The sequence below is a fragment of the Terrirubrum flagellatum genome (assembly GCF_022059845.1).
GTDB classification, from domain to species: domain Bacteria; phylum Pseudomonadota; class Alphaproteobacteria; order Rhizobiales; family Beijerinckiaceae; genus Terrirubrum; species Terrirubrum flagellatum.
The window spans coordinates 1,519,518-1,536,779 of record NZ_CP091851.1 but is presented as its reverse complement, the minus strand read 5'-3'; the positions used below and the strand labels follow the sequence as shown (position 1 = coordinate 1,536,779).

Below are 17,262 nucleotides of genomic sequence, written 5' to 3'. Positions count from 1 at the left end.
AGCCGCGCTAAAGCTCCCGGCGACGCCTCGCCAACAGGCCCTCGCCGCCTCCACCGACCGCTCTGACGGCCGCCTCTCAAAATCCCTGGAAATCCGTGAATTGCGCGCCCGCTGAGTGACGCAACGTCGCTCGCGCGAACTTTTCGCCGTGGCCTCTTGCTATTGTGGACCGCCATCGTCAGCTTTATACAAACGACTGAGAACACACAGTTTTTAGTCGTTCTAAACTGGAATCTGGCGGTGATTGTCTGTTCCTGCAACGTACTGACCGACGCGCAGATATTGGCGACGCTGGATGACGAGCATCTGGCCGGTCCGCGCTCGCCCGTGCAGGCCTATCGCTGTCTGGGATGCGCACCGCAATGCGGCCGCTGCCTGACCACCGTGCGCAAACTGCTGTCAGAGGCGCGGGCCCAGTCCTGCGCCATCGACTGCCCGGCCTGCCCGGCTCATGAACATCCCGCCGGCAACGAGAATCGCCCGCTGCCGGCCGTCGCGCTCATCGCTGCGGAATAGGGCCTTCCCTCCGCCCCGCGTCCGCCGGGGGGGCGGCGCGCTTTTCATTTCATAGCGATTCCAAACGATGCTAGGTCCTGAACGTTGGGTCAGAGCATCAAGGGATCAGGCTATGAAGGGCGACAAGAAAGTCATCGAGTATCTCAACAAAGGCCTTCGCAGCGAACTGACCGCGATCAATCAGTACTGGCTGCATTACCGCCTGCTGGACAATTGGGGCCTCAACGCCATGGCCAAGAAGTGGCGCGAGGAATCGATTGAGGAGATGCATCACGCCGACAGATTCGTGGATCGCATCCTATTCCTTGAAGGCTTCCCCAACTTGCAGGTTCTTGATCCCCTGCGCATCGGCCAGGATGTGAAAGAAATTCTGGAATGCGATCTCAAGGCGGAGGTCGAGGCGCGCGCCGCTTATCAGGAGGCGGCGGAATATTGCATGAAGGTGAAGGACTATCCCTCAAAGGACCTGTTCGAGGAGTTGATGGCCGATGAGGAAGGCCACATCGACTTCCTCGAGAAGCAGCTTGATCTCGTGAAGCGCATCGGCATCGAACGCTACATGCAGACCCATGTCGGCGGTTTCGGCGATGGCGGCACGCCGGGCTTCGGCAAGGAAGAGTGAGCCCACGTCATTCCGCGCAAATGCGAAGCGCAAACATGAAAAGGCCGGCATGAAGCCGGCCTTTTGATTCGTCGGGTTAAGTAGCTGCGCTCAGTCGCAGCGACGCATCTTGCGCACGACGACGTCGCCGTTCGGACGTTCGCTGCGCACCGTCACGACGCGGCATCCGGTGCTGCCGGTGACGTAGACGTCGCGATCGCGATGACGCCAGCGATCGGCGCGGCGCTCGCGCCAGTCGCGACGTTCGCGCCATCCGTCATGATCATCCGAGCGAACAGTCACGCCACGCTCGCCGACGCCGACGGACACTCCCTGCGCAACAGCCGGCGCAGCCGCGAAAAGGCCCACGGCCGCAGCCGCGAGAATGAGATGTCTCATGCCAATCTCCCGTTCAAATTGTTGCGAGATAACCGACGGGAGAATGAATAGTTCCGCTTCGCGCACGACCCAGCACGCACGCGCAGGTCACGAAATCTGACTGAATCTATCCGCTTGCGCGCCGCAACGGCGGGTCAGCGGCGCGACAGGCGCCAGCCTTTGCCAACGATCACCGTGTCGTCATCGATATGATTGTCGCGATGGAGGAACAACGACTCGCGACGGCCGAGTTTGCGCAAACCTTCGCCCACGCTTTTCGCTTCCTCCGCATCAACCGCGCCGGCGCAGGGAATGAAGATCGCGCGGCTGACGATATGAGCCGAAAAGCCCTGCGCCGTGCGCGTAATTTTCAGCGCCACGCCCGCGCCGCCATCGCCCGCCAGCGGAAAGACAAGACGCCCGCCTTCCTTCAAAGCGTCAAGCCAGGCGGCTGCAGGCCGCGATGCGCCAGCCGAAACATAGATCAGATCAGCGGGCGGCAATGATGCAATCGCGGCGGAAGACGGAATGCGGATCGCGCTGCCATTCTCGATTTGCGAACTCTCCGCCGCGCCGGAGCCGCTGGCGATCATGACGTCCGCATTCTCCCAGGGTTTCAGCGCCTGTTTCGCGCGACCAGCCAGATCTTCAAGAATTTCGTAGCCGCTGACGCGTCCGCCCGGCGCAATCAAGGTCGCGAGAATGGCGGTGTAGTAGCCTGTGCCGCAACCGATATGCAGCGCGCGATCGCCGCTTTGGGGAGCGAGCGCCGCGATCATCTGCCCGTGCAGGAAGGGCTCGCCATTATTGACGCCGCGCGCGCGATCGAGAGACACGAGCACATTCTGGTAGAGATGGATGGGATCGTCCGTCTGCGCCGCGCCAAACGGCCCGCCGGTGTGGATCATCCATGGCGGCCGGCCCATGAAATGCTCGCGCGGAACCAGCGCGAAGGCGCGCTCGATGCGCTCGCGCAATTCCGGCGACGCGCCGGACTGGCCTGCGACCAGCGAGGCGTAGATCGCGCGGGCGGAGTCAAGGCGGCGGTCGGTCAAGGGCGGCTCCGGGGCTGCGGGGCCAGAACAAATCACGCCGCAGTCAAAGTTGAAAGCGCAGCTCCAGATTTCCGGTTATGCTGTCTCCGTCCCCGGAACGGTGCAGCGAGGCGCGAGCCGGGCGGAACCGTGTCCGGGGCCCAGCGAAAGACTCCGCGCCGAAGGCGCGACCTCTCCTGTGGATTGAGACGAAAGAACGCCGCTTTGAAAAACAACGTCATCCCCAACCCTCACGCGGGAGACATTCTGCTTGAGGATTTCCTCAAGCCTTTGGAGCTGAGCCAAACCGCCTTGGCGCAGGCGATTGGCGTGCCGCCGCGCCGCATCAACGAGATCGTGCTCGGCAAGCGCGCGGTGACGGCTGACATCGATCTGCGGCTGGCGCGCTATTTCGGAATGCCTGAAGGATTCTTTCTCGGCTTGCAGATGGATTATGAATTGATGGAAAGGAAGCGGAGGTTAGGCTGAATGCAATCTCAGCTTCGCATACGCATCTATGGCGCGGACAATTGTTATTCCTGCTGAGGTGGTGGCGGAAATTTCTTGTTTGCTTCGGCCGCTTGATACTGAAAAACCGGCAATGCCCTGCGCCCGCTCAGCAAGTCGATCGCAAGGAGCCTGAACTGGCGTAGCTGAGTTTCATCATTGTTCCAACCTTGAGGGGCATACGAAAACTTATGCAACTCTCGCCTATCCAGGACAAACCCCAATACGTTTCCAATTTCATGCAGAAGCTCGAACAGCAAGTCATCTCTATCGTCGAAAAACTTTTCTAAAGGCCCCTGCTCCTTAGGAACTTCCGTGGACAAGTTCTCCAAATATCTCTTGTAAGCATTTACGATACGCTCCTGACCATAGAACTCGATCTGCACTAAGTTGAGCGCCATTACGTGCTCAGGCGAGAGCGTTACTCTTCTCGTTTTCATCAGACTATGAAATATCTCATACTGCCTGCGGCGCTTCTCCCGCTCGTCTTCCAGCCGCCGAGTAATCTTTACGGCCCAAATAGGACCATACAAAATTGCGACGATCGTTGTTCCCAAAATCAAGGTATTGATTAGGTCCTTCAGTTGGAAGCACCAAAATCCATTCGAACAATCCATCGTCATGGCAAGTCACGCAGCTTTTCGAAGCGGACGTTCACCGGTCCGGCCGGCGTTTCAATTCGGATAACTTGACCGTCCGCGAAATTCGACGGCAAGTGGATGGGCACGGGCACGCGCGTCTCTTGAGCCCCTCCCGAGATACCTGTGATTAAGGTCGCACCCGGCGGCATAATGAATTCGACGACACCTTCGAGCGCTCCGCCCTTCTTAGAAGTCTTGAAACTTCCGTCATAGCGAATTCCGCCCACATCGACGCCTGCAATTATCCCGTCGCCAATAAAAAACAGTCCTATGCTGCTACCAGCAGCCCCTGTAAAATAAGCTGCATAAAATGACTTCATGGCACGATCTTTCCGCCATCGATAACCTGTATTGATCTCACATCCAGCGGCCGCGCAAAATGTCCGCGCGCCGCCGCTACGTCACAATCCCCAAGAAAAATTTACCCATTGCCATCTCACCCCTCACATCCTGAACACCCCAAACCCCGTCTCCTCCACCGGCGCGTTGAGCGTCGCGGAGAAGGCGAGCGCCAGCACGCGCCGCGTTTCCGAAGGCAAAATGATGCCGTCGTCCCATAGCCGCGCCGTCGCGTGATAGGGCGAGCCTTCATCCTCATATTTCGCGCGGATCGGCGCCTTGAATTTCTCTTCCTCTTCGACAGGCCATTTCTGTCCGCTCGCCTCGATATTGTCGCGTCGCACCGTCGCGAGCACGCTCGCCGCCTGCTCGCCGCCCATCACTGAGATGCGTGAGTTCGGCCAGGTGAAGAGGAAGCGCGGCGAATAGGCCCGGCCGCACATGCCATAATTTCCGGCGCCAAATGAGCCGCCGACAATCAATGTGATCTTCGGCACGCGCGCGCAGGCGACGGCGGTGACGAGCTTCGCGCCATCTTTCGCAATGCCGCGGCTCTCGAATTCGCGGCCCACCATGAAGCCGGTGATGTTCTGCAGGAACAGCAAGGGAATGCGGCGTTGGCAGCACAGCTCGATGAAATGCGCGCCCTTCAGCGCGCTCTCCGAGAACAGGATGCCATTGTTGGCGATGACGCCGACCGGCATGCCGTGCAGCCGCGCGAAGCCGGTGATCAGCGTCGTCCCATACAGCGCCTTGAACTCGTCGAACTCGCTGTCGTCGACGATCCGCGCGATCACCTCGCGGATGTCGTACTGTTTCTTGAGATCGGTCGGCACGATGGTTTCAAGCTCGGCCGGATCGTAGCGCGGCTCTTTCGGCTCGGAGAGCGCAATGTCGACATCCTTGCGCGTGTTGAGATTGGCGACGATGCGGCGCGCGATGGCGAGCGCGTGGTGATCATCAAGCGCGTAGTGATCGGCGACGCCGGAGAGCCGCGCATGCACGTCGGCGCCGCCGAGATCCTCCGCGCTCACCACTTCGCCGGTCGCGGCCTTCACCAGAGGCGGGCCGCCGAGAAAGATCGTGCCCTGCTTGCGCACGATCACGGTCTCATCAGACATCGCCGGCACATAGGCGCCGCCGGCGGTGCAGCTTCCCATCACGACAGCGATCTGCGGAATCTTCAGCGACGAGAGAGTCGCCTGATTGTAGAAGATGCGGCCGAAATGCTCGCGGTCGGGAAAGACATCGGCCTGATGCGGCAGATTCGCGCCGCCGGAATCGACGAGATAGACGCAAGGCAGACGGTTCTCGCGCGCGATCTCCTGCGCGCGCAGATGCTTCTTCACCGTCATGGGATAATAGGCGCCGCCCTTGATGGTCGGATCGTTGCAGACGATCATCGCCTCGCGGCCTTCCACGCGCCCGACGCCGGCGATCATGCCGGCCGCATGCACGTCGCTCTCATACATGCCGTTGGCCGCGAGCAGCCCGATCTCGAGGAAGGGCGAACCGGGATCGATGAGCCGCGCCACGCGCTCGCGCGGCAGGAGCTTGCCGCGCGCCACATGGCGCTCGCGCGACTTTTCCGGCCCGCCCTCGGCGGCGGCGGCGCGCTTCGCCAGAAGCTCCTCGCGCAGCCGGGTCCAGTCCGCCGCATTGGCTGACAGGCTGGAATCCTTCGCATTGACGCCCGATTTAAGGATGGCCACGCGTTTCGCCCCTTGTGCAAGTTGGGCGTTTTATCGCAAGGCCATGCCAGCCCGGCAATCGGGCCGCCCTCCCCCGCGCTTCTCAGGCGGCCGGCAGGGCGAAATGAGAGGGACGCATCATGGCCACCCGCACCGAGACCGACAGCTTCGGCCCGATCGAAGTCCCGGCCGATCGTTACTGGGGCGCGCAGACGCAGCGTTCACTGGAGAATTTCCGCATCGGCGGCCCGGCCGAGCGCATGCCGCGCGCGCTCATCCACGCGCTGGCGCTGGTGAAGAAAGCCGCCGCCATCGCCAATCGCGATCTGCATGTGCTCGACATCGCAACCGCGAACGCGATCATCGCCGCCGCCGACGAAGCGCTCGAAGGCCGCTTCGACGAGGATTTCCCGCTCGTCGTCTGGCAGACCGGGTCGGGCACGCAGACCAACATGAACGTCAACGAGGTGCTGGCGAGCCGCGCCAACGAGATGATGACGGGAACGCGCGGCGGCAAGTCGCCGGTGCATCCGAACGACCATGTCAATCGCGGCCAGTCCTCGAACGATTCATTTCCGACCGCGATGCATATCGCCGTCGCGCTGCAGATTCACGATCGACTGCTGCCGTCGCTCGCGACCTTGCACAAGGCGCTCGATCTCAAGGCGCAGGTGTTCGCCGACGTGATCAAGATCGGCCGCACCCATCTGCAGGATGCGACGCCTGTCACGCTCGGCCAGGAGTTTTCGGGCTACGCCGCGCAGGTCTGGCAGGCGATCATCAATCTCCGACTGACTCAGTCGAACCTGCTGGAGCTGGCGCAAGGCGGCACCGCTGTCGGCACCGGCCTCAATACCCATCCCGAATTCTCCGCCCGCTTCGCCGCGGCGGTGACGCAACTGACCGGCCTCACTTTCAAGCCCGCGACGAACATGTTCGCGGCGCTGGCAGGCCATGACGCCATCGTCTTCGCCCATGGCGCGCTCGACGCCGCGGCGACCTCTCTGTTCAAGATCGCGAACGACATCAGGCTGATGGGGTCGGGGCCGCGCTCCGGCCTCGGCGAGTTGCTGCTGCCTGAGAACGAACCTGGCTCGTCCATCATGCCGGGCAAGGTCAATCCCACGCAGGCCGAGGCGATGACGATGGTTTGCGCGCGCGTGCATGGCAATCACACGACGATCTCGTTCGCCGCGTCGCAGGGGCATTTCGAACTCAACGTGTTCAAGCCGGTGATCATCCAGGCGGCCCTGCAATCGATCCTGCTGCTGGCTGACGCCTCGACGAGCTTCGCCGAACATTGCGTCGACGGGTTGCGCGCCAATCGCCCGCGCATCGAGGAACTGCTGCAACGCTCGCTGATGCTGGTGACGGCGCTCGCGCCCGCAATCGGCTATGACGCGGCTGCTGCGATCGCGAAGACCGCGCACAAGAATGGCACCACATTGCGCGAGGAGGCGCTGGCGTCAGGCGTCGACGCCGCGACCTTCGACCGGCTGGTGCGGCCGGAGAAGATGCTCGCGCCCGGCGGCGAAGGATGAGCGTTCGTCGCGTGGCGACGAATCCCCTCACTGTCTGGTACAACACGAAATGCCCGGTCTGCGACGCCGGAATCAATCGCCAGCGTAATCGCCTCATCGATGCGGTGCGCTCCGGCGCGATCGCATTTCGCGACATCAATCTCGAACCGCAAGCGCTCGCCCCTTTCGGCGTCGACGTGAACGATGTCAGGCGGCGACTGCATGCGACCGACGAAACGGGAAAGCTCATTGTCGGCGCCGATGTCGCGATCGAGGTCTGGCGGCGAACGCCCGGCGAAGGCTGGCTCGCCGCCATCCTCGGCGCGCCGGGCGTGATCCATCTCACCCGTTTCGCCTATGACCGCTTCGCGGATGTCCTCTACGCCTGGAACCGTCGCAACGGCCGCTGGTGAGCGGCTGGCTAGCGGGAGGATGGATTGGCTGGAGATCGACGCACCCTTCTCATCACCGGCGCATCCTCGGGGATCGGCAAGGCGACGGCGAAACTGTTCGCGGCGCGCGGCTGGAACGTCGCCGCCACCATGCGGCGGCCTGAAGACGCGGATGATCTTTCGAGCGATCCAAACATCCTTGTCGCGCGGCTCGATGTGGAGGATCGCGCCAGCATCGAGGAAGCAATCGCCGCGACGCTGGCGCGCTTCGGCTCTATCGATGCGCTCGTCAATAACGCCGGCTATGGCCAGTATGGGCTGTTCGAGGCGCTGCCGCGCGAGGCGATCCTGCGGCAGTTCAACGTCAATCTCTTCGGCGTCATGGATGTCACGCGCGCGCTCCTGCCGCACATGCGCGCGCGCCGCTGCGGCGTCATCATCAATATCGGCTCCGGCGCGGGGATTTTCACATTGCCCATGGCGACGATGTATTGCGCCAGCAAATTTGCGCTGGAGGGCTTTTCGGAATCGCTCTCCTACGAACTCGCCTCGCAAAACATCGCGGTGAAGATGGTCGTCCCCTTCAGCGGCGTCACCGCGACGCGCTTCGCCGAGACGACGCGCGATCGCAAGGCGAGCGACAGCGCGCTCAGCGACTACGACGCATTCATACAGCAGACAGGTGAGAGCTTTGCGCGCCTGCGCACGGGCCTCGCCATCAGCGCCGATGACGTCGCGAGAGTGATTTTCGAAGCCGCGACCGACGGATCGGACCGCCTGCGCTACCTCATCGGCGACGACTTCAATGGCTTCGTGCGCGCCCGCCGCGAAATGGCGGAGGAGGACTACATCGCCTTCATGCGAAAACGCTTCTCGGAAGGGAACCAGGCGCCGCTGAGTCGGGGCGCCTGATCCTGCCGCAGAGTCAACGGCCCCGCCCGGCGCCGAACTTAAAAATCTGGCAGTCTGTGAACAGCGGGTGATTCGGCGCGCGGGCGCGGATTCCCGGGCCGCCCCATGTTAGGCCGAATCCCCGCATTTGAGCCAAATTGCCGAGACCGATGTCCGTAGCCCCCATCATCCGCCACGAGCCCGCCCCGGAGACTTTCCGGACGCAACCGCACAATCTCGATGCGGAACAGGCTCTGCTGGGTGCGGTGCTGGTCAACAATGACGCCTATTACCGCGTCTCCGACTTTCTCAAGCCTGAGCATTTCTTCGAGGACATCCATCGCCGCATCTTCCAGGTGACGGCCGACCTGATCCGCACCGGTAAGCTCGCGACGCCGATCACGCTCAAGACCTTCCTCGGCGACGCCGATCTCGGCGGCATGACCATTCCGCAATATCTGGCGCGGCTCGCGGCGGAAGCGACGACGATCATCAACGCCGAGCAGTATGGCCGCACGATCTATGATCTCGCCATGCGCCGCTCGCTGATCGGCATCGGCGAGGAGATCGTCAACGTCGCCTATGACGCGCCGGTCGAGATGAATCCGCGCGCGCAGATCGAGGAGGCCGAGCGCAAGCTCTATCAGATCGCCGAGACCGGCCGCTATGATGGCGGCTTCCAGCGCTTCGAGATCGCGGCGAAGCTTGCGATCGACATGGCGGCCAACGCCTATCAGCGCGACGGAAAACTGTCCGGCGTCGCGACCGGCCTGTCAGATGTCGACCGCAAAATGGGCGGCCTGCAGCCTTCCGACTTGATCATCGTCGCGGGACGCCCGGGCATGGGCAAGACCTCGCTTGCGACCAACATCGCCTTTAATATCGCCAAAGCCTGGGAGGGCGAGCGCGAGGCCGGCGGCCATATCAAGACCACCAATGGCGGCATCGTCGGCTTCTTCTCGCTGGAAATGTCGGCGGAGCAGCTCGCCACGCGCGTCATCGCCGAACAGTCCGGCGTGTCGTCATCGCGCATTCGTCGCGGCGACATCCGCGAGGATGAATTCACGCGCATCGCCGATGTCGCCCGCGATCTCCAGACCTTGCCCTTCTATATCGACCAGACCGGCGGCATCACCATCGCGCAGCTCACCGCGCGCGCGCGGCGCCTCAAGCGCCAGAAGGGGCTCGATCTCCTGGTGATCGATTACATCCAGCTTCTCTCGGGCTCCTCGAAGCGCGGCGACAACCGCGTGCAGGAGATCACCGAGATCACCACGGGCCTGAAAGCGCTGGCGAAGGAGTTGAACGTTCCCATCATCGCGCTGTCGCAGCTTTCGCGTCAGGTCGAAAGCCGCGACGACAAGCGGCCGCAGCTTTCCGACCTTCGCGAGTCCGGCTCGATCGAGCAGGACGCCGACGTCGTCGTGTTCGTCTATCGCGAGGAATATTACCTCGCGAACAAGAAGCCGCGCGAAGGCACCGAGGAGTTCTTCAAGTGGGAGGCCGACATGAACGCCGCCCACGGCAAGGCCGAGATCATCATTGGCAAGCAGCGCCATGGCCCGACGGGCACGGTCGACGTGCAGTTCGACGCGGAAGTCACGCGCTTCACCAACCTCGCCAGCGAGGACAATCTGCCGGAACGATTCGAATAGGCTCGCTGACGCCGGCCTGTCCGGCTGGCAAAGGGCTTGCTATGCCAAGAGCCTGTTTGGGAATTGGGATGCGGCTGCGTTGAGCGACGAGCGAGCGGATGACAGGAGGGAGGCGCAGCCAATGTCTGGCGACATTGGCGAGCCTTCCGACGCATCAGCCGTCGTTCATCGCTCAACCCTCGCAAGTCGGGTTTACCCGACTTGCGCAGATGACGCTGATATCGGGCAAGCCCGATATCAGTGGGCTGCGTCGCTTTTCGCCGCCCGGTTCGTCGCCGATCTCGGCCGTGCGGCCTGCACGCCCTTCGATCGCCTCCTGCCGGAGCGACGAAAATCGGCTGCAGCGCAGCCCCATCCGAATTCCCAAACAGGCTCTGAGGCATGATCGACGATCCGTTCCTCGCCCACGGCGCCACGCTCACCATCGATCTCGGCGCGCTCGCCGCGAACTGGCGCCTGATGAAACAGCGCGCGGGCGAGGCCGAAGCCGGCGCGGTGGTGAAGGCCGACGCTTACGGAACGGGAATCGAGAAAGCGGTTCCCGCACTCGCGGCGGCGGGCTGCAGGACATTCTTCGTCGCCCATCTCTCCGAGGCGAAGCGCGTGCGGAGCGCTGCGCCGAACGCGACGATTTTCGTGCTCAACGGCTTTCCGCCCGGCGCCGCCGAACTCTATCGCGCCGTCGATGCGCGACCGGCGATCGGCGGCATCGACGAAGCGCGCGAATGGTCGCAGCAAGGCGTTGGCGCCTGCGCTCTCCACATCGACACCGGCATGAACCGGCTTGGATTTCCGTTCGACAGTCTCGATGACGCTGGCGTCGCCGATGCGATCGCGCGGCTCAATGTCGATGTCGTGATGACCCATTTCGTCGCGTCGGAGGTTCCCGACGATCCCGTCAACGCCACGCAGATCGCGCGCTTCCGCGATGTCATGCGGCGCTTTCCGGACGTCAGGCATTCGCTGTTGAATTCGTCAGGACATTTTCTCGACGACGCGCCACGCGGCCATCTCACGCGCCCCGGCTATGCGCTCTATGGCGGCAATCCGACGCCGGGCAAGCCGAACCCGATGAGACAGGTTGTGGGCCTCGAAGCCCGCATCGTCGCGTTGAGCGAAGTGAAAGACGGCGAGCGCGCCGGCTATAACGGGTTGTGGACCGCGAAAGGCCCGCGCAAGCTCGCGACGCTCTCGCTCGGCTATGCCGATGGCATCCCGCGCAACGCGGGCGGCATCGTCGACTGGAACGGCGGCTTGGGCCTGGTTGGCGGCGTCCCGTGCCCGTTCGTCGGCACGGTCTCCATGGATCTGATCATCATCGATGTCAGCGATGTTCCCGTTGCGGACGCGAGACGCGGCGCGCCGGCGACCATCATCGGCGGGCCGTTGACGCTCGAGGCGGTGGGCGCCGGCGGGCGCACCATCGGCTACGAAATCCTGACCTCGCTCGGGCGGCGCTATCAGCGCGTCTATCGCGACTGAGCGTTCCTACTTCTTCCGCATTTCGAGCCAGCTCTTCAGCGCAACCGCATTGTTGCGCTCTTCATTCTTCGCCGCGAACAGCAGCGTCACCGGCCCCTTGCGCGCGAATTCGCGCAACTGCGCCGCTGCCGTCGCCGCCGGCTCTTTCGCGAGTTCCGCGGCATAGGCCATGACGAACCGGTCCCAACCGTCGGGATCGCCGTGGACTTCTTTTCTCAGCGCATCGCTCGGCGAAACGTCCTTCAGCCAGAGATCGACCTTGTCCTTGCTGATCCCGCGCGGCCAGAGCCGATCGACCAGCACGCGCAAGCCGTCCTCCCGGTCCGCAGGCTCGTAGATGCGCTTGGTCCGAAACCGGCCTGATGCGATCATCGCACGCCCTCTCGACATTCCCCCACCAACGGTCATATGCATAGCGGAACTTGAACAAATAAAGAACATCCGCTAGAGTGATAATAGTTGATAATGGAGGACGCCATGCCGTCCAGCTATTCTCTCGGCAAGTACAACGACGACTGGATCAAGCGGCAAGTCGCTTCCGGTCGCTACAATAACGCGAGCGAAGTCATCCGCGACGCCCTTCGGCACCTTCAGGATCGCGAGATGACCCGCTCATGGACCCTTGAAGAAATTCGCGAGGCGGTGCGCCTGAGTGATGAGAGCGGTCCGGGCGTTCCCGCAGACAAAGTATGGGCGATCGTTGATGCAGATCTTGATGAAATAGATCGTGCTGATGCGCCCAAAGCGGCCGAATAAACGGCAGCCGTGGCCTATGTCGTCGCCCCTGCCGCACTCGGCGAAATTCAACGCATCATCGCCTTTATTGGCCGCGACAACAGGATTGCCGCACGCAATTTCCGTCGCGAATTAGAGGCAAAATTCGTCACTCTCGCCGCAAGACCTGAGGCGTTTCGGCTGCGGGAGGAATTCGGACGACAGATACGCGTCGCGCATCACGGCAGCTATCTGATTTTGTTCCGGGCTGTATCGGTGAAGACGGTCCGCATTGTCCGCATCATCCACGGCTCTCGCGATCTCATGAAACTTCTGAAAGACGATCCCGCCTGATGGCCCGCCAGCTTTCCTCCTATGTCTGCCAATCCTGCGGCGCGGCCTATGGCCGTTGGCAGGGCAAATGCGAAGCTTGCGGCGGCTGGAACACGATCTCGCTTGAAACCGCCGCGGCGCCCTTGCCCGGCGGCGGCGCGCCGTCCCGCAGCGCAGGGCGCGGCAAGGGACGTCCGCTCGCGCTTGAAGGGCTGTCCGGCGCGGCTCAGGAGCCGCCGCGCGTCGCGTCCGGCATCGGCGAGCTCGACCGCGTCACCGGCGGCGGCTTCGTGAAGGGGTCGGTGATCCTGATCGGCGGCGATCCCGGCATCGGCAAATCGACGCTGCTGACGCAGGCCTGCGCCGCCCTCGCCCGCCGCGGCGAGCGCGTGCTTTATATCTCCGGCGAAGAGGCCGTCGGCCAGGTCCGGTTGCGCGCCGAGCGGCTGGGGCTCGCCGATGCGCCCGTCGAACTCGCCGCCGCCACCAATGTCGAGGACATCGTCGCGACCATGGCGGCCGGGCCGCCGGTCCGCCTCGTCGTGATCGATTCCATCCAGACGATGTGGTCAAGCGCGGTCGAAAGCGCGCCGGGCACCGTGACGCAGGTTCGCGGCAGCGCACAGATTCTGATCCGGCAGGCCAAGGATTCCGGCGCCTGCGTGATTCTCGTTGGGCACGTCACCAAGGACGGGCAGATCGCCGGCCCGCGCGTCGTCGAGCACATGGTCGACGCCGTGGTGTCGTTCGAAGGCGATGGCGGCCACCATTTCCGCATCCTGCGGGCGGTGAAAAACCGCTTCGGCCCGACCGACGAGATCGGCGTGTTCGAGATGACAGGCGGAGGCCTGAGCGAGGTCGCGAATCCCTCTGCGCTCTTCCTTGCCGGCCGCGACGCCGGCGCGGCCGGCGCCGCCGTCTTCGCGGGAATCGAAGGCACGCGTCCGGTTCTTGTGGAAATCCAGGCGCTCGTCGCGCCCTCTTCGCTCGGCACGCCGCGCCGCGCAGTGGTCGGCTGGGACCCCGCGCGGCTTTCCATGGTGCTCGCCGTTCTGGAGGCGCGCGCCGGGCTGAAATTCGGCCTATCCGACGTCTATCTCAACGTCGCCGGCGGCCTGCGCATCAACGAGCCGGCGGCTGATCTCGCCGCCGCAGCGGCGCTGATTTCCTCGCTGGCGGGCTCGCCTTTGCCGCCTGACGCCGTCTATTTCGGCGAAATCGGCCTCTCTGGCGCGGTCCGGCCGGTGTCGCTCGCCAACGCCAGGATGAAGGAGGCGGCGAAGCTCGGCTTCCGCGCCGCCCACCTGCCGGCGCCGACGCGCGACGCGGAAAAGGACCCGCCGATGACGCTCCGTCCCGTCGCCGATATCGGCGATTTGACGGCCATGATCGCCTCACGCCGGAGGCCCGCTCCGCGCCCTGTCGCCGCGGACGCCGACGGGTGACGAGCGCCGCCGATATAGCTATAGAGGCCGCGATATGGCGCACCGTTTGCTCGTCGCCAGACCATTGCGGACAACCAAAACATGCCGGTGAGTTATCTCGATCTCGTCGTTCTCGGCGTCGTCTTCGTGTCAGCCGTGCTCGCCATGATGCGCGGCTTCACCCGCGAAGTGCTGGCGATCGCGAGCTGGGTCGCAGCGGCCATCGTCGCCTATCTCTTTCACAAGCCGCTGCTGCCCTATGTGCAGCAGTATATTTCCCATCCGATGATCTCACTGGCGATCGCGATCGGCGCGGTCTTCATCGTCACCCTGATCGTCGTTTCGCTGATCACGGTGCGGATTTCCGACTTCATCCTTGATTCGCGCATCGGCGCGCTCGACCGCACGCTCGGCTTCCTCTTCGGCGCGGCGCGCGGCGCTCTCATCTGCGTGATCGGATTTGTGTTCTTCACCTGGCTGGTTCCGGCCGACAAGCAGCCGGAATGGGTTAAATCCTCGAAGGCGCGTCCCTATCTGGAGAGCAGCGGCAACTCGCTCCGGGCGATGCTGCCGGATGATCCGGAGAAGATGATCAATGATATGCGCAATCGCGCCAAGGCGGGCGACGGGTCTGTCCCTCCGGCCGAATCGCCTGCGCCGCGCCTCACGCCAGGCCAGCCCCAACAGAAATCCGGCCTCGACACATCGCGGCCGGCTCAGTCCAACGGCTGACGCCAGCGCCAAACTGGAGATCCGCGCATGACCTTCCCCACCTCCCCTCGCGCAGATCAGGTTGAAAGCGAGGGGGATGACGGCGAGGCGCTGCGCGAGAAGTGCGGCGTCTTCGGCATTTATGGGCACCCCGACGCGGCGGCGATCACGGCGCTCGGCCTGCACGCTCTCCAGCATCGCGGCCAGGAAGCCGCGGGCATCGTCTCCTATGACGGCAAGCGCTTTCATTCCGAGCGCCGCATGGGCCTCGTCGGCGACAACTTCTCGCAAGGCGACGTGATCGCGCGCCTGCAGGGCCATTCCTCCATCGGCCATACGCGCTACGCCACGACAGGCGAGACCATCCTGCGGAATGTGCAACCGCTGTTCGCCGAGCTCGACGGCGGCGGCTTCGCGCTCGCCCACAATGGCAATCTCACCAACGGCCTGACGCTGCGCCGACAGATCATCCGCGACGGCGCCATCTGCCAGTCGACGTCGGACACCGAGGTCATCCTTCATCTCGTGGCGAAGAGCCGCCGCAACCGCTTCGTAGACCGCTTCATCGACGCGCTGCAGCAGATCGAGGGCGCCTACGCGCTCGTTGCGCTCACCAACAAGAAGCTGATCGGCGCGCGAGACCCCCTTGGCATCCGCCCGCTGGTGCTCGGCGATCTCGACGGCCGGCCGATCCTGGCGTCTGAAACCTGCGCGCTTGATCTCATTGGCGCGCGCTATGTCCGCGACATCGAGAATGGCGAGATCGTCGTCATCTCCGAGGACGGCATCGAGTCGATCAAGCCATTCGGCGTGCGGCCCGCCCGCCCCTGCATCTTCGAATATGTCTATTTCGCGCGGCCCGACTCCATCGTCGCCGGCAAGAACATCTACAATATCCGCAAGAATATCGGCGCGAACCTGGCCCAGGAATCCCCCGCGCCGGCGGATGTTGTGATTCCGGTGCCCGATTCCGGCGTGCCGGCCGCGCTCGGCTACGCGCAGGCCGCGAACATTCCCTACGAACTCGGCATCATCCGCAATCACTATGTCGGCCGCACCTTCATCCAGCCGACGCAGTCCGTGCGCGAGCTCGGCGTGCGCATGAAGCACTCCGCCAACCGCGCGGTGATCGAGGGCAAGCGCATCGTGCTCGTCGATGATTCCATCGTGCGCGGCACCACATCGCGCAAGATCGTGCGCATGATGCGCGACGCGGGCGCGAGCGAGGTGCATTTCCGCATCGCCAGCCCGCCGATCAAGTACCCCGACTATTACGGCATCGACATGCCGGATCGCGACAAGCTGATCGCGGCGAATATGAGCGTCGAGGAGATGGCCACCTATCTCGGCGTCGACTCGCTCGCCTTCATCAGCATCAACGGGCTCTATCAGGCGCTCGGCGAGAAGGGCCGCAACGACGCCTTCCCGCAATACACCGATCATTATTTCACCGGCGATTATCCCATTCCGGTGCTCGACATCATGGGCGAGAGCGTGAAGCAGCTTTCGCTGCTCGCCGAGGCGAGCTGATATCCGGCTGCGCCTCCGGCGACGCCACGGAGGCATGGACGGCCGCGTCGCGAGCGGGCATGACGCTCGCAACCACGCGTCAGAGAGTTTGTCATGTCAGACCTGAAAGACCGCATCGCCGTCGTCACCGGCGCTTCGCGCGGCATCGGCCGCGCCGTCGCGCTCGAACTGGCGAGGAAAGGCGCGCATGTGATCGCGCTGGCGCGCACGGTCGGCGGCCTCGAAGAGCTTGACGATGAGATCAAGCAGGCGGGATCGAGCGCGACGCTCGTTCCCGTCGACGTGAAAGATTACGCCGCGATCGACCGTCTCGGCGCCGCGATCAACGAGCGCTGGGGCAAGCTCGATATTCTCGTCGGCAACGCCGGCATGCTGGGACCGCTGACGCCGCTCGGGCATGTCGATCCGAAGCAATGGGACGAGGTGATGGCGGTCAATGTGACGGCCAACTGGCGTCTCATCCGCTCACTCGATCCGCTGTTGCAACTGTCGGATGCCGGCCGCGTGGTGATGATGTCGTCAGGCGCCGCGCGCAATCTGCGCGCCTATTGGGGTCCCTACTCCGTCTCCAAGGCGGCGCTCGAAGCCATGACGCGCGTCTACGCCGCCGAAACGCGCGAGACGACGAAGATCAAGGTGATGCTCGTCAATCCCGGCCCGCTGCGCACGCGCATGCGCGCCGCCGCGATGCCCGGCGAAGACCCGATGACTCTGAAGACGCCGGAGGATTTGACGCCGAAGGTGATCGAGCTTTGCCTGCCCTCATGGAGCGAAACCGGCGCGCTCTATGATTTTCCGACTGATGCGGTGAAGAGTTTTAGCTGAGTTGAGGAAGAGCGCCTGCGGCGCGGATTCTTTCGCTGGGCCCCGGACACGGTTCCGCTTCACTTCGTTTCGCTTCAC

The 17,262-nt window shown here is 63.6% G+C and carries 20 protein-coding genes; 14 read left to right on the top strand and 6 right to left on the bottom strand.

Annotation, left to right across the window (positions count from 1 at the left end; genetic code table 11):
• Positions 1–162 precede the first annotated feature (162 nt).
• Together L8F45_RS07440 and bfr are read left to right on the top strand one after the other, a co-directional pair.
• Positions 163–516 carry a (2Fe-2S)-binding protein gene (locus L8F45_RS07440; protein ID WP_342362246.1) on the top strand — a complete coding sequence of 118 codons (354 nt, stop codon included), beginning with the start codon at positions 163–165 and terminating at the stop codon, positions 514–516.
• 112 nt (positions 517–628) lie between these two features.
• Complete coding sequence (bfr, locus tag L8F45_RS07435; protein ID WP_342362245.1) at positions 629–1,138, top strand: bacterioferritin; 510 nt, start codon at positions 629–631, stop codon at positions 1,136–1,138.
• Positions 1,139–1,228: 90 nt separating this feature from the next.
• Here bfr and L8F45_RS07430 read toward each other — a convergent pair whose 3' ends face one another.
• Both L8F45_RS07430 and L8F45_RS07425 read right to left on the bottom strand, forming a co-directional pair.
• Positions 1,229–1,516: a hypothetical protein gene (locus L8F45_RS07430; protein ID WP_342362244.1), complete on the bottom strand. Its 288-nt coding sequence runs from the start codon at positions 1,514–1,516 to the stop codon at positions 1,229–1,231.
• Positions 1,517–1,650: 134 nt separating this feature from the next.
• Positions 1,651–2,550: a protein-L-isoaspartate O-methyltransferase family protein gene (locus tag L8F45_RS07425; protein WP_342362243.1), complete on the bottom strand. Its 900-nt coding sequence runs from the start codon at positions 2,548–2,550 to the stop codon at positions 1,651–1,653.
• A gap of 204 nt (positions 2,551–2,754) precedes the next feature.
• On the opposite strand from L8F45_RS07425, the gene L8F45_RS07420 reads away from it, so the two are divergent.
• Positions 2,755–3,018 (top strand): HigA family addiction module antitoxin, encoded by a 264-nt coding sequence (locus tag L8F45_RS07420; protein WP_342362242.1) that lies wholly within the window; start codon positions 2,755–2,757, stop codon positions 3,016–3,018.
• A gap of 44 nt (positions 3,019–3,062) precedes the next feature.
• Here the strand turns inward: L8F45_RS07420 and L8F45_RS07415 are convergent, their stop codons facing one another.
• From L8F45_RS07415 to L8F45_RS07405, 3 genes are all read right to left on the bottom strand, one after another.
• Positions 3,063–3,659 carry a DUF6680 family protein gene (locus L8F45_RS07415; RefSeq protein ID WP_342362241.1) on the bottom strand — a complete coding sequence of 199 codons (597 nt, stop codon included), beginning with the start codon at positions 3,657–3,659 and terminating at the stop codon, positions 3,063–3,065.
• Entirely contained in the window at positions 3,656–3,997 is a 342-nt protein-coding gene (locus L8F45_RS07410) for a hypothetical protein (protein ID WP_342362240.1), read from the bottom strand. The genes L8F45_RS07415 and L8F45_RS07410 overlap by 4 nt, the downstream gene beginning before the upstream one ends.
• A gap of 123 nt (positions 3,998–4,120) precedes the next feature.
• On the bottom strand, positions 4,121–5,722 hold the full coding sequence (locus tag L8F45_RS07405; RefSeq protein WP_425330014.1) for a carboxyl transferase domain-containing protein: 1,602 nt from the start codon (positions 5,720–5,722) through the stop codon (positions 4,121–4,123).
• Between the two features lie 125 nt (positions 5,723–5,847).
• Between L8F45_RS07405 and fumC the strand changes: the two genes are divergently transcribed.
• The 5 genes from fumC (at position 5,848) to alr (ending at position 11,647) form a co-directional block, all read left to right on the top strand.
• Positions 5,848–7,248 (top strand): class II fumarate hydratase, encoded by a 1,401-nt coding sequence (fumC, locus tag L8F45_RS07400; protein WP_342362238.1) that lies wholly within the window; start codon positions 5,848–5,850, stop codon positions 7,246–7,248.
• Complete coding sequence (locus L8F45_RS07395; protein WP_342362237.1) at positions 7,245–7,640, top strand: thiol-disulfide oxidoreductase DCC family protein; 396 nt, start codon at positions 7,245–7,247, stop codon at positions 7,638–7,640. The genes fumC and L8F45_RS07395 overlap by 4 nt, the downstream gene beginning before the upstream one ends.
• A 24-nt stretch (positions 7,641–7,664) precedes the next feature.
• Entirely contained in the window at positions 7,665–8,531 is an 867-nt protein-coding gene (locus L8F45_RS07390) for an SDR family oxidoreductase (RefSeq protein WP_342362236.1), read from the top strand.
• A gap of 149 nt (positions 8,532–8,680) precedes the next feature.
• A complete protein-coding gene (locus L8F45_RS07385) occupies positions 8,681–10,165 on the top strand; it encodes a replicative DNA helicase (protein ID WP_342362235.1) in 1,485 nt (494 codons plus the stop codon).
• A gap of 381 nt (positions 10,166–10,546) precedes the next feature.
• Complete coding sequence (alr, locus tag L8F45_RS07380; RefSeq protein WP_342362234.1) at positions 10,547–11,647, top strand: alanine racemase; 1,101 nt, start codon at positions 10,547–10,549, stop codon at positions 11,645–11,647.
• 6 nt (positions 11,648–11,653) lie between these two features.
• Here alr and L8F45_RS07375 read toward each other — a convergent pair whose 3' ends face one another.
• Positions 11,654–12,019 carry a DUF488 domain-containing protein gene (locus L8F45_RS07375; RefSeq protein ID WP_342362233.1) on the bottom strand — a complete coding sequence of 122 codons (366 nt, stop codon included), beginning with the start codon at positions 12,017–12,019 and terminating at the stop codon, positions 11,654–11,656.
• A 105-nt stretch (positions 12,020–12,124) separates the two neighbouring features.
• Here L8F45_RS07375 and L8F45_RS07370 point away from each other — a divergent pair, with 105 nt between their 5' ends.
• The 6 genes from L8F45_RS07370 to L8F45_RS07345 all read left to right on the top strand — a co-directional run bounded on the left by L8F45_RS07370 (position 12,125) and on the right by L8F45_RS07345 (position 17,184).
• A complete protein-coding gene (locus L8F45_RS07370; protein ID WP_342362232.1) occupies positions 12,125–12,403 on the top strand; it encodes a type II toxin-antitoxin system ParD family antitoxin in 279 nt (92 codons plus the stop codon).
• Between the two features lie 9 nt (positions 12,404–12,412).
• Positions 12,413–12,715 (top strand): type II toxin-antitoxin system RelE/ParE family toxin, encoded by a 303-nt coding sequence (locus tag L8F45_RS07365; protein WP_342362231.1) that lies wholly within the window; start codon positions 12,413–12,415, stop codon positions 12,713–12,715.
• Positions 12,715–14,139, top strand: coding sequence for a DNA repair protein RadA (gene radA, locus L8F45_RS07360; RefSeq protein ID WP_342362230.1), 1,425 nt, complete (start codon positions 12,715–12,717; stop codon positions 14,137–14,139). Before L8F45_RS07365 ends, radA begins: the two co-directional genes overlap by 1 nt.
• Before the next feature lie 81 nt (positions 14,140–14,220).
• Positions 14,221–14,850 carry a CvpA family protein gene (locus L8F45_RS07355; RefSeq protein ID WP_342362229.1) on the top strand — a complete coding sequence of 210 codons (630 nt, stop codon included), beginning with the start codon at positions 14,221–14,223 and terminating at the stop codon, positions 14,848–14,850.
• Between the two features lie 27 nt (positions 14,851–14,877).
• Positions 14,878–16,359 (top strand): amidophosphoribosyltransferase, encoded by a 1,482-nt coding sequence (gene purF / locus L8F45_RS07350; protein WP_342362228.1) that lies wholly within the window; start codon positions 14,878–14,880, stop codon positions 16,357–16,359.
• A gap of 93 nt (positions 16,360–16,452) precedes the next feature.
• The gene (locus tag L8F45_RS07345; RefSeq protein ID WP_342362227.1) at positions 16,453–17,184 is read left to right on the top strand and encodes an SDR family NAD(P)-dependent oxidoreductase; all 732 of its coding nucleotides are present in this window, start codon (positions 16,453–16,455) and stop codon (positions 17,182–17,184) included.
• Positions 17,185–17,262: the final 78 nt, after the last annotated feature.